Raw genomic sequence first — 11,827 nt, 5'->3', positions numbered from 1 at the left:
GCAAGACGCTAGGCGTCTCACGCCAGAGAGGGACCGTCCCCAGACGCTAGGCGTCGTTCTGCAAGAGGACCTCCGCGACCGCCCTTAGACGGTGCCCAGCTTCTCGAGGATGAGGTCGCGGACGGTCTTGGCGTCGGCAGATCCCTTGGTGGCCTTCATGACGGCACCGACGAGGGCGCCGGCGGCGGCGACCTTGCCGGCGCGAATCTTGTCGGCCACGTCCGGGTTGGCGGCGATCGCCTCGTCCACCGCGGCGCTGAGCGCACCGGTGTCGGACACCACCTCCAGGCCGCGGGCCTGCACGACCTCGGTCGGCGAGCCTTCGCCGGCCAACACGCCCTCCAGCACCTGCCGAGCGAGCTTGTCGTTCAACCGGCCCGAGTCGACCAGCGACTGCAGCTCGGCGATCTGCGCCGGGGTGACGCCCTGGGCGTCCAGGTCCAGGCCGTTTTCGTTGGCCCGCCGAGCCAACTCACCCAGCCACCACTTGCGGGCCGTGTCCGAGGTCGTACCAGCCGCCACCGTCGCCTCGATCAGGTCGACAGCACCGGCACCGACCGCGGAGGCCATGTCCTTGTCGGAGAATCCCCACTCGGACTGCAGCCGGCGGCGGCGCTCACTCGGCCGCTCGGGCAGTGCGGCACGCAGCTTCTGCACCCACTCGGCGGGAGGCGCCACCGGGACCAGGTCGGGTTCCGGGAAGTAGCGGTAGTCCTCCGCCTCCTCCTTGATCCGGCCGGAGGTGGTGGAGCCGTTGTCCTCGTGGAAGTGCCGGGTCTCCTGTACGACCGTGCCGCCGTCGGTCAGCAGCGCGGCCTGCCGGCGGATCTCGTAGGTGAAGGCTCGCTCGACGCTGCGCAGCGAGTTCACGTTCTTCGTCTCGGACCGGGTGCCGAACGGCACGTCCGGCGACCTGCGCAGCGACAGGTTGGCGTCACAGCGGAGCTGGCCGCGCTCCATCCGTGCCTCGGACACCCCGAGGCCGCGGACGATCTCGCGGATCTCACCGACAACCGCGCGAGCGACCTGGGGCGTACGCGCGCCGATGCCCTCGACCGGTTTGGTGACGATCTCGATCAGCGGGATGCCGGCGCGGTTGTAGTCGACCAGCGAGTGCGAGGCGCCCTGGATGCGACCGGTAGCGCCGCCCACGTGCAGCGATTTGCCGGTGTCCTCCTCCATGTGCGCACGCGCTCGATGCCGACCCGAATCGTCTCGCCGTCGACCTCGACGTCCAGATAGCCGTCGAAACAGATCGGCTCGTCATATTGCGAAGTCTGGAAGTTCTTCGGCATGTCCGGATAGAAGTAGTTCTTCCGGGCGAACCGGCTCCATGGCGCGATCGAGCAGTTCAGCGCGAGGCCGATCCGGATCGCGCCCTCGACGCCCAGCTCGTTGACCACTGGCAGGGCGCCGGGCATGCCCAGCCCAGACAGGTCGGGCAGGTCTGGGTGTTCGGCTCGGCGCCGAACACCGTCGAACAGCCGCAGAACATCTTGGTCGCGGTGCCCAGCTCGACGTGCACCTCAAGACCGAAAACCGGGTCGAACTTCTCGACCGCCTCGTCGTACGGCATCAAGTCGCTCACTTGGACTCCTCCAGCTCCGGCGCGCGGCTCAGCAGCGAGCCGCCCCACTGCTCGGTCAGCGCCGCCTCCAGCGCGGCACCCACCCGATACGGCCGGTCGTCGGCCATCGCGGGTGCCATCACCTGCAGGCCCACCGGCAGGTTGTTCGAGTCCACCCCGACCGGAACGCTCATCGCGGCACCACCGGACAGGTTCGACGGGATGGTGCACAGGTCGGCGAAATACATCTGCATCGGGTCGTCAACCCGCTCCCCGATCTTGAACGCCGTGGTGGGCGTGGTCGGCGAGACGAGCACGTCGACCTGCTCGAACGCGGCCTCGAAGTCGCGGGTGATGAGAGTCCGCACCTTCTGCGCCTGGCCGTAATAGGCGTCGTAGTAGCCGGAGGACAGCGCGTACGTCCCAATCATGATCCGGCGCTTGACCTCGGCTCCGAAGCCGGCCGCACGGGTCAGCGAGGTGACCTCCTCGGCCGACTTCGTCCCGTCGTCGCCGACCCGCAGGCCATAACGCATGGCGTCGAAGCGGGCCAGGTTGGACGAGCACTCGCTGGGGGCGATCAGGTAGTACGCCGGGAGGGCATGCACGAAGTGCGGGCACGACACCTCGACGACCTCGGCGCCGAGCTTGGTCAGCAACGCGACCGCCTCGTCGACGCGGGCGCTCACATCGGGCTGATAACCATCGCCGGCGAACTCTCGTACGACACCGATCCGCATGCCACTCACGTCAGCCGCCCGGGCGGCCTCGACGACCGGCGGGACCGGTGCGTCGATCGACGTGGAGTCCATCGGGTCGTGACCGCCGATGACCTCGTGCAGCAGCGCCGCGTCGAGGATGTTGCGGGTGACCGGGCCGGCCCTGGTCGAGCGACGAGGAGAAGGCGATCAGGCCATGACGCGAGACGCCGCCATACGTCGGTTTCATGCCGACCGTGCCGGTGACCGCACCGGGCTGCCGGATCGAGCCGCCGGTGTCCGTACCGATGCCCAACGGCGCCATCCTGGCCGCCACCGCCGCCGACGAGCCGCCGCCGGAACCACCCGGGATGCGCTCCAGATCCCACGGGTTGTGGGTCGGCCCGTACGCCGAATGCTCCGTCGACGAGCCCATCGCGAACTCGTCCATGTTCGTCTTGCCGAGGATGACGATGCCGGCCTCGCGCAGCCGCTTGACCACGGTCGCGTCGTACGGCGGGCGCCAGCCTTCCAGGATCTTGGATCCCGCGGTGGTGGGCACGTTCTTCTGGACGATCACGTCCTTGAGCGCGAGCGGCACCCCGGCGAGCGGGCCGAGCTTCTCGCCCTTGGCGATCCGCGCGTCGACCTCGTCCGCCTGTTTGCGGGCGCCTTCGGTGTCCCAGGTGCAGAAAGGCGTGCACCTTGTCGTCGACCTTGGCGATCCGGTCGTAGTGGGCATCCACGACCTCCCGGCTGCTGACCTCGCGGCTGGCGATCTTGCTGCCCAGCTCAGCCGCCGTCAGCGCGGTCAGGTCGCTCATTGTTCGTCTCCCAGGATCTGCGGCACCCGGAAGCGCTGCTGCTCGGCCGCCGGCGCGCCGGCCAGCACGTCGTTGGCCGGCAGCGACGGACGCACTTGGTCCGGCCGCATCACGTTGGTGAGCGGCAGTGGGTGCGAGGTCGGCGGGATGTCATCCGCGGCGACCTCGGAGATCTGGGCGATCGAGGACAGGATCACGTCGAGCTGGCCGGAATAGTGATCGAGCTCGTCGTCGGTGAGCTCGATCCGGGCCAGCTTGGCGAGATGCTGAACCTCGGCTCGGGTGATGACGGACATGCTGATGCGGGCTCGCTTTCGTCCGTGAGCGATGGATCGATCACTCAGTTTACGGACTCACCCCTACCCGACCTCCACTGCATTACGCCCGGCTGGCTCAGCGGGCCGGTGCTGGCGTGGCCTCCAGGAACGCGGTGACGCTGGGGCGGAACATGAAGACCAGGGTGGCCACCACGAGGGCCACGATGACAAGGCCAATGAGCGTGGTCAGGATGACCGCCAGCGCACCGAAAGTGGCGGCGAGCGCGACGATCAGCACGATCGTGCCCAGCTGGATGAGGACCAGCACCGAACCACAGATCGTCGCGAGAGTCCGGCCGTAGCGGGCACGCCGTCGCAATGCCTGGGTCCCGGAGAACGTGCCGAGCGTCAACAACAGGCCGAGTACGCCAGAGGGGTTGCCGCCCAGCAGCAGGTTCACCACCATCACCAGCGCGGTCAGCCCCAGGGCGATCGCCATGCATCCGTACGCCTGATTGGCCTCTTGCGGAAGATCCTCAGGCAACACAGGTCGGGCCATCACAGCGCTTTCCTTCCTCGATGCGGATGCCCATCGTACGAACGACGGCGTGGGACCCCTCCCGAGCGAGAAAACTGGGAGTAGGTTCAGCTGCGTGGACGTGACTATCCCCACCTCGGCCGGATCCATCCACGGCTACCTGGCCGTGCCGCAGCCGGAGGTGTCCGGCGACGGGCCGTGGCCGGCCGTGGTGATCGTGCATGACGCCTTCGGGATGTCCGACGACGTACGGGAGATCGCCGACCGGTTCGGCACCGCCGGCTACTTCGCGCTGGTGCCGGACCTGTTCCATCGCGGCGGCTTCGTCCGCTGCGTCCAGTCGGTCTTCCGCCAGTTGCTTGCCGCGAAGGGCCAGGCCTTCGACGACATCGAGGCCGCCCGGCAGGAGCTGCTCTCGCATCCGAACTCCAACGGCAAGGTCGGTGTCGCCGGCTTCTGCATGGGCGGCGGCTTCGCGCTGGTCACCGCGGCCCGCGGGTTCGACGCGAGCGCGCCCTACTACGGACCGATGCCGCGGGACGAAAGCGCCTTCGACGACGCCTGCCCGATCGTGGCGAGCTTCGGCGGACGCGACTTCGGGCTGCGTGGGGCGGCCGCCAAGCTCGACCAGCTGCTGACCGAACGCGAGGTCGTACACGACGTCAAGGAGTACGCGGGCGCCGGCCACGGGTTCGCCAACCGCCTCCCCGTCGGCCCGTTCGCTCCGCTGATGCGGATCGCCGGCCTGGGCTACGACCACGACGCCAACCAGGACGCCTGGCGCCGGGTGCTCACCTTTTTCGCCACCCACCTCAGCTGAGGTCCGCAGCGCCCCGCACGGGTTAGGACGAGACAGCGCGCAGGAGCGGGAAGCGGCTGCCGTCGCGCAGCAGCAGCACGACGTCCTCGGGGGCGGCATGGGGTGAGCGAAGTAGTTGCCCTGGGCGCCGTTGCAGCCCAACGCGGCGAGGGCCCGCCAGGTCGGCTCGTCCTCCACGCCCTCGGCGACCACCGCGAGTTCCAGCGCGCTCGCGAGGTCGACGATCGAGCGTACGACCGCGGCATCATCGTCGTCGGACATCAGCCGCGAGACGAACGACGAGTCGATCTTGACCTCGCTGACCGGCAGCCGGCGCAGCCGAGTGAGGCTGCAGTAGCCAATGCCGAAGTGGTCCAGGCTGATGCCGACACCGAGGTCTTCCAGCGCATCCAAAGCGGCCTGCACGTTCTCCCGGCCGGAGATGCTGCTCGCGTCGTCGATCTCGACCCGCAGCCGGTCGGCCGGCAGCTGGTAGTGCACCAGCCGGCGGGCCAGGAAGTCGGCCAACTCGACGGACTGCAGGTCCCGGACGCTGATGTTGACGGCGACCCTCAGCTTCAAGCCGGCGTCCTCCCAGTCACGCAGCTGAGCGAGGCTGGTGTCCAGCATCCAGCGGGTCAGCTCGCCGATCAGCACCCCGCGCTCGGCCATCGGGACGAACTCGGTGGGCGCGATCCAGCCGAGCCGCTGATGCCGCCAGCGGACCAACGCCTCCACGCCGACCACCTCGCCGGAGCCAAGCTCAACCTGCGGCTGGTAGTGCACGGCGAGGCCGGCCGTCTCCGGGCCGGACTGCAGCGCCTCCCGCAGCTCGGTGAGGATCGCGCCGCCGATGCCTTCGGTGCTGTGGTCGGAATAGACGACGCTGTCCAGGCCTCGGGACTTCGCGGTGTACATGGCCGCGTCGGCGTGCTGGAAAATCGTGTCCACGTCCTCGCCATGCGCCGGGAAGAACGCGATCCCGATCGAGCCGCCAAGGTCGATGCGTACGGCCGCCTCGCCGTGCGGGCTGAACGGCGCGGCCAACGCGTCGGACACCCGGTCCGCCACCTCGGCGGCGGTCCACTGGTCGACCAAGCCGGGCAACAACACCGCGAACTCGTCGCCGCCGACCCTGGAGACGATGTCGTCGGCGCGTACGGACCGGGTGAGCCGGTTGGCCACGTCCTGCAGCAGTTGGTCGCCGACGTGATGGCCGAGGGTGTCGTTGACGCTCTTGAAGTGGTCGAGGTCAAGGAAAAGCAACGCCGACGGACCGGCCGGTCTCGCGCGCGTCCGAAAGCGCCTGCACCGCGCTGTTGTAGAGCAGCTTGCGGTTGGCGAGCCCGGTCAGCTCGTCGTGCAGCGCCAGCCGCTGGTGCCGGTTGCTCACCCTCGCGTTCTGCTGCACAGCTATCAACGCGACCAACAGGAGCGGCAAATACCACGGGCTCTGCTGCAGCGCGATCACCACGATCGGGGCCAGCGCGAGTAACGCACCTTCACTGAAAAGGTGGTAACCAAAGGCGTAGAAGAAATGGCTGCGCAGGGTGCCGCCCATGTGCAGCTTCGCCATGATCGAGACCAGCAGGTCATTGGCCAGGAAATACGCCACCGCGGCGAGCACTATCGCCGGCAGCACCCGCGGGTGCAGGTCCAGCGGCGACCCCGGATGCCGGTCGGCCACCATCACGGTCAGGACGACGTGAGCGGCCGCCCAGCTGAGCGAGTACTGGCTGATGTTGAAAATCGTCCGGTAGATGGCCCGCCGCCGCGGCAGGTCGGCGAGCATGATGCCGATGATCTGAATGACGATCGCGGCACCGAGGCCCCAAAAGATCAGGACGGCGAAGACAAAAGTGGTCGACGCGACCAAACCGTTGCCCTGCGCGGTCGGCCGGCGACCGTCGGTGGCCATGGCCGCCACTGGCCAGAGTTCGCCAATCACCACCATTGCCGCGATAACCCAGAAGGAGGGCGGAAGTTTACCCAACGAGCCAATGTCGGTGGCCGCTCCGTACCTGATCACGGCCAGTGCGGCGAGCGCCGCCAGGCATACGAACAGCCAGAATCGCCACTCACGCCAAGAAGGCGTGAGGTCGCGCGGATCGGCTGTTGTCACCAAACCCCCATGACGCACATCAGGTCGCTCCCGCGACGATAGCGCGTCGATGCACGTGCACGCGCGGGCGCGCTTGTGGACTATTCCGGCGGATTCGCCGCCGGCGGGTTGAGGGTGACAGCGCGGGCTGCGTCCGGCCCATCCGCCAGCAACACCCCAAACCCGCTTTCATCCAGGACCGGCACCCCCAATTGGATCGCTTTGTCGTACTTGGAACCCGGCTTTTCGCCCGCTACGACGAAATCGGTTTTTTTTTTTGAAACAGAGCCACTTGCCTTACCACCTCGGCCGAGAATGGCAGCTTTCGCGTCATCGCGGGAGAATTCCTCCAGCGACCCTGTCACCACAATGGTAAGGCCGGCGAGCGTACGTGGAATGCCTTCGGCCCGCTCGTCGACCATCCGCACCCCAGCTTCCCGCCATTTGCGGACAACCTCGCGGTGCCAGTCCACCGTTGCCCAATCGAGCAGCGCGGCCGCGATGGTCGGGCCAACCCCGTCCGCCTCGGCCAATCGCTCGGCGGGCGCTTGCAGAATCTCGTCCAGGTCACCGAATTCGGTCGCGAGGGCCTGCGAGGCGGTGGGTCCGACGTGCCTTATGGACAGTCCAACCATCACTCTCCACAGTGGACGATCTTTTGCCTTCCAAGTTATCCAACAATTTCCTGGCATTGGCGGTGAGCTCGCCGTCAGACTTCCTGGTAAACAGCTCAACCGTAACGAGCTTTTCCTCTGTCAGTGAGAAGAGATCCCCCTCGTCGGTCAGCACACCGGAATCCAGCAGCGCGACCGCCGCTTCGTAGCCCAGCACCTCGATGTCGAATGCGCCCCTGGAGGCAAGGTGAAACAGTCGTTCGCGCAGCTGGGCTGGACAAAACCTACTGTTCGGGCAGCGAATGTCCTTGTCGCCCTCGCGTTCGGGGCGCAGCGGGGTGTGGCATTCCGGGCACAATGCCGGCATCACGAACTCGCGCTCGGTGCCATCACGCAGATCCGCGACCGGCCCGACTATCTCCGGAATCACGTCGCCGGCCTTGCGCAACACCACGGTGTCGCCGATCAGCACGCCCTTACGGCGTACCTCGTCGGCGTTGTGCAGGGTCGCCATCTCCACGGTGGACCCGGCCACCTGCACCGGTTCCATCACGCCGTACGGCGTCACCCGGCCGGTCCGGCCGACGTTGACCCGGATGTCCAGCAGCTTGGTGTTGACCTCTTCCGGCGGATACTTGTACGCGATCGCCCACCGCGGCGCCCGCGACGTGGAGCCGAGCTGGCGCTGCAGCGCGACCTCGTCGACCTTGACGACCACGCCGTCGATCTCATGCTCGACATCGTGCCGGTGGACGCCGTAATACTCGATGAAGGCCTGCACCTCTTCGAGCGTGTCCACGACCTGGTAGCGGGTCGAGACCGGCAGCCCCCAGGCGCGGAGCTTGTCATACGTCTCGGACTGCCGCTCCGGCGCGAAGCCGCGACGCGCGCCCGTACCGTGCACCAGCATCGTCAGCGGCCGACTGGCGGTCACCTTCGGATCCTTCTGCCGCAGCGACCCGGCCGCGGAGTTGCGCGGGTTGGCGAACGGGGCCTTGCCGGCCTCCACCAGGCTCGCGTTGAGCTGCGCGAAGCCGGCCACCGGCAGGAAGACCTCGCCACGCACCTCAAGCAGCTCCGGCGGCGGTCCCGCCGCGGAGTCGCGGGCCAGCTCCACCGGCACCGCGTCAATGGTCCGAATGTTGAGCGTCACGTCCTCACCGGTCACCCCGTTGCCACGGGTCAAAGCCCGGGTAAGTCGACCATCCTCGTACAAAAGGTTCACCGCAAGTCCATCGATCTTGAGCTCGCAGAGAAAATGCGCCCGGGCGCCGATCTCCCGCTCCACCCGCTCGTTCCAGCTGGCCAGCTCGTCCGCCGAGAACGCGTTGTCGAGGCTGAGCATCCGCTCCAGATGATCGACCGCGGTGAACGCCGTGGAGAACGTGCCACCGACCCGTTGGGTGGGGCTCTGCGGGCTGCGCAGCGCCGGGTATTGGTCCTCCAGCGCCATCAGCTCACGCAGGAGATGGTCATACTCGGTGTCAGAGACGGTCGGCGCGTCCTTGATGTAATACGCGAACTGATGCCCGTCGATCTGCTCGGTCAACTCCGCCGCGCGATGCCGCGCCTTCGACGGGACCTCGGTGCCGGCCTCTGCCTGCTGTTCTTCTGCCACGACTGCATTGTGGCCGACGGGTACGACCTTCCGCCTCGCGGCAGCCTCCCGACCAGGCCCGGCGCGAAACTGTCGTACCCCTCCGGCAGATTTGCCCCCCACCCAGTGACGGGTGGGGGGCGGGTTCGAGGACCAATGTTCAACTAAAAAATTAGGGTCCACCTCTCAACCCACCCCCCGCCCGTTCAAAGGGAGGGGGAAAGAAAAAAACAGACACCTACGACAATTTCGCGCACCAACCGGCGTGGCGCGGGTGAGAAAATCAGCCGGCGGCGAGGGCTCGGCCTACCTCTACGCAGCGTTTGAGTGCTGCCTGGGCGTAGTCGGCGCTCGCGCCGGCGAGGCCGCAGGAGGGGGTGACGGTGAGTGCCGCTGGCACTCGTTCCAGTCCGAAGCCGGCGCTGGTGACCAGTTTGCGGAGTTTGTCGGCGAGTACGTCGGCGGCTGGCAGAGTGGACGGGTCGGTGCCGTCGCCGGGGGAGCACGCCGGCCATCAGGATGACGCCGGAGTCGATGTGTTCGGCGATCCTGTCCACTTCGGCGGAGTCCGCGAGGTCCAGCAAGGACATGTCGACGGCGACGGCGCTCACGCCGGTACGACGCAGCAGCGCCAGCGGCACGTCTGGGGCGCAGCAGTGGATGGCGGTCAGGCCGCCGGCGGCGGTAAGGACGGCCCGGAGGTCGCGCTCGACGACAGTGGTCTCGACCGGCGGAACCGTGCGGTAGCCGCTGGCCGTACGCAGCGAACCTTCCAGCACAGCGGGCAGGGTTGGCTCGTCAAGTTGGGTGACGATGGTCGCGCCGGGAACTCGGCGGCGCAGGTCCGCGACATGGTCGGCGAGCCCCTGGGCAAGGGACGCGACCAGCTCGGCGGTGGCGCCGTGGTCGGTGAGCACCCGCTCGCCGTTGCGCAGCTCGACCCTGGCCAGCCAGGGTCCACGGGCCGGCGACCTGGATCTTGAGCGGGCCGCTGTAACCGTCCGCTTGCTCGGAGAGCGTGTCCAGGTCACGGGCCAACAGGTCGGCGATCCGGCGGGTGTCCCGGCCCGGCCGCGATGCCATCCGCCACGCGGTCACCGCGACCTCGACGGGCAGCTCGACCAGGATGCCGGTGGACCGCCCGATCAGGTCCGCGCCAGCGCCCCGGCCGGGCAACTCGGGCAAATGTGGGAAGTCCGGCAGCTCCCCCAGGACGGTCGCGGTCGCCTCGACCACATCGGTGCCGGGCATCGACCCGATCCCGGTCGCCGCCCCGACCGGCCAGCGGGCTGTCGGCGTTCCCGCCTGTACGGCCGCCGCCTCATCCCACGCCTGCTCATAAGTCATGCGGCCGCCAACTCTCGTACGACCGCGGCCGGATCGGCCACCTGCAGGAAGATTCGCTCAAAGCCGGCGCCGCCGTGCAGATCTATCGCGATCACCTCGGTTGCCTCGTGTATGCACCAAAACTGGACACCACCGTCAGCCAGTCGCCGAAACGTCCCCATCGTCATCACCCCAGGCCAACCCAACCACGCCCGCGCAGCGGCCGGAGGCCGCCCAGGTTCGTGGCGGTGGGGTGCCCGCCCTTTGGGCGCCCCGGCGACACGAACCGGACGCGCCGCCGCAGGAACTGCGGCCATCAACACTGCGGCCATCAACACGGTCACCGCGCCAGTCTGCCAGTAGCCCATCCGCCGGCGGTCAGTGCAGCGCCGGCTGGCCGGACCGCATGATGGTGGCCGATCCGAGCACGACATCCCCGGCGGCGTCGGGTCGATAGACGACCAGCGCCTGTCCGGCCGCCACCCCACGGGCTGGACTGTCCAAGGTGGCCACCACCTGATCGCCGTCCAGGCTGACGGTCGCGTCCATGGGCTCGCCGTGGGCCCGCAACTGCACCTGTGCCCGCACCGGAAAAGACGGCTGGACGCCGTCTGTCCACACTGGACGCTCGGCGCGCACTTCGGTGACGTCCAACGCATCCGCGGGTCCGATGTGGACAGTGTTGGAGACCGGCTCGATATCCAGCACATAGCGCGGTTTGCCGTCCGCCGCCGGCCGGCCGATCTTCAGTCCTTTGCGCTGCCCCACGGTGAACGCGTACGCGCCGTCATGCTCGCCGACCACCTCGCCGCTGGCCGCGTCCACGATCTCACCGGACCGCTCTCCCAGTGCCCGCCGCAAAAAAACCCGGCGGTGTCCCCGTCGGAGACGAAACAGATGTCGTGGCTGTCCGGCTTGTCTGCGACGGCCAGCCCGCGGTCGGCGGCTTGTTGGCGCACCTCGTCCTTGGTGATGCCCCCGAGCGGGAACATCGCGTGCCGCAACTGCTCGCTCGTACACACCGCCAGCACATATGACTGGTCCTTGCCGAAATCAACGCTGCGCCGCAACGTCGGCACACCGTCCACAGTGGACAGCCGGGCGTGGTGTCCGGTGACCACAGCGTCGAAACCGAGCGCGCGGGCCCGGTCCAGAACCGCGGTGAACTTGATTTTCTCGTTGCAGCGCAGGCACGGATTGGGCGTACGGCCGGCGGCATACTCAGCGACGAAGTCCTCGATCACGTCCTCGTGGAACCGCTCGGCCATGTCCCACACATAAAACGGGATGCCGATCACGTCAGCGGCCCGGCGGGCGTCGTGCGCGTCTTCCTTCGTGCAGCAGCCGCGAGCACCGGTTCGGTGGGTCTGCGGGTTGCGGGCCAACGCGAGGTGCACCCCGGTCACGTCGTGCCCGGCTTCGGCGGCGAACGCGGCGGCCACCGCCGAGTCGACGCCCCCGGACATGGCGGCGAGCACCTTCATAGCCCTTCCCTCCTGCTGCGAA

7 protein-coding genes and 5 pseudogenes are annotated in these 11,827 nt (G+C 68.1%); 1 reads left to right on the top strand and 11 read right to left on the bottom strand.

Annotated elements, in window-relative coordinates:
* Positions 1 to 84 precede the first annotated feature (84 nt).
* From gatB to GNX96_RS07995, 4 genes and pseudogenes are all read right to left on the bottom strand, one after another.
* A pseudogene (gatB, locus tag GNX96_RS08010) lies at positions 85 to 1,576 on the bottom strand (Asp-tRNA(Asn)/Glu-tRNA(Gln) amidotransferase subunit GatB).
* Positions 1,577 to 1,584: 8 nt separating this feature from the next.
* Positions 1,585 to 3,089, bottom strand: a pseudogene (gene gatA / locus GNX96_RS08005) (Asp-tRNA(Asn)/Glu-tRNA(Gln) amidotransferase subunit GatA).
* Complete coding sequence (gatC, locus tag GNX96_RS08000; protein WP_163567569.1) at positions 3,086 to 3,385, bottom strand: Asp-tRNA(Asn)/Glu-tRNA(Gln) amidotransferase subunit GatC; 300 nt, start codon at positions 3,383 to 3,385, stop codon at positions 3,086 to 3,088. Before gatC ends, gatA begins: the two are co-directional and overlap by 4 nt.
* A gap of 97 nt (positions 3,386 to 3,482) precedes the next feature.
* Positions 3,483 to 3,845 carry a hypothetical protein gene (locus GNX96_RS07995; RefSeq protein ID WP_279579732.1) on the bottom strand — a complete coding sequence of 121 codons (363 nt, stop codon included), beginning with the start codon at positions 3,843 to 3,845 and terminating at the stop codon, positions 3,483 to 3,485.
* 154 nt (positions 3,846 to 3,999) lie between these two features.
* Between GNX96_RS07995 and GNX96_RS49975 the strand changes: the two genes are divergently transcribed.
* Complete coding sequence (locus tag GNX96_RS49975) at positions 4,000 to 4,704, top strand: dienelactone hydrolase family protein (RefSeq protein ID WP_344311388.1); 705 nt, start codon at positions 4,000 to 4,002, stop codon at positions 4,702 to 4,704.
* Positions 4,705 to 4,815: 111 nt separating this feature from the next.
* Here the strand turns inward: GNX96_RS49975 and GNX96_RS49970 are convergent.
* From GNX96_RS49970 to mnmA, 7 genes and pseudogenes are all read right to left on the bottom strand, one after another.
* Positions 4,816 to 5,949, bottom strand: a pseudogene (locus GNX96_RS49970) (putative bifunctional diguanylate cyclase/phosphodiesterase); the annotation flags it as partial.
* On the bottom strand, positions 5,936 to 6,805 hold the full coding sequence (locus GNX96_RS07985) for a GGDEF domain-containing protein (RefSeq protein ID WP_163567566.1): 870 nt from the start codon (positions 6,803 to 6,805) through the stop codon (positions 5,936 to 5,938). The pseudogene GNX96_RS49970 and the gene GNX96_RS07985, both read right to left, overlap by 14 nt.
* 80 nt (positions 6,806 to 6,885) lie before the next feature.
* Positions 6,886 to 9,016, bottom strand: a pseudogene (gene ligA, locus GNX96_RS07980) (NAD-dependent DNA ligase LigA).
* 185 nt (positions 9,017 to 9,201) lie between these two features.
* A complete protein-coding gene (locus tag GNX96_RS07975) occupies positions 9,202 to 9,912 on the bottom strand; it encodes a uroporphyrinogen decarboxylase/cobalamine-independent methonine synthase family protein (protein ID WP_279579731.1) in 711 nt (236 codons plus the stop codon).
* Positions 9,794 to 10,342, bottom strand: a complete 549-nt coding sequence (locus tag GNX96_RS49965) for a uroporphyrinogen decarboxylase/cobalamine-independent methonine synthase family protein (RefSeq protein ID WP_279579730.1) — start codon at positions 10,340 to 10,342, stop codon at positions 9,794 to 9,796. The genes GNX96_RS07975 and GNX96_RS49965 overlap by 119 nt, the downstream gene beginning before the upstream one ends.
* A complete protein-coding gene (locus tag GNX96_RS07970) occupies positions 10,339 to 10,689 on the bottom strand; it encodes a hypothetical protein (RefSeq protein ID WP_163567565.1) in 351 nt (116 codons plus the stop codon). Before GNX96_RS07970 ends, GNX96_RS49965 begins: the two co-directional genes overlap by 4 nt.
* Before the next feature lie 10 nt (positions 10,690 to 10,699).
* Positions 10,700 to 11,805 (bottom strand): annotated as a pseudogene (gene mnmA / locus GNX96_RS07965) (tRNA 2-thiouridine(34) synthase MnmA).
* Positions 11,806 to 11,827 lie beyond the last annotated feature (22 nt).

Origin of the sequence: Fodinicola feengrottensis, from assembly GCF_010993775.1 — a bacterium.
GTDB classification, from domain to species: Bacteria; Actinomycetota; Actinomycetes; order Mycobacteriales; family HKI-0501; genus Fodinicola; species Fodinicola feengrottensis.
The sequence above is the reverse complement of the archived record's forward strand: the minus strand, read 5'-3'. Positions and strand labels throughout refer to the sequence as shown.

Coding starts and splice junctions, on each gene's coding strand:
- gatC (WP_163567569.1), bottom strand. CDS start 3,385: ATGTCCGTCATCACCCGAGCCGAGGTTCAGCATCTCGCCAAGCTGGCC.
- GNX96_RS49965 (WP_279579730.1), bottom strand. CDS start 10,342: ATGACTTATGAGCAGGCGTGGGATGAGGCGGCGGCCGTACAGGCGGGA.
- GNX96_RS07995 (WP_279579732.1), bottom strand. CDS start 3,845: ATGGCGATCGCCCTGGGGCTGACCGCGCTGGTGATGGTGGTGAACCTG.
- GNX96_RS07970 (WP_163567565.1), bottom strand. CDS start 10,689: ATGGGCTACTGGCAGACTGGCGCGGTGACCGTGTTGATGGCCGCAGTG.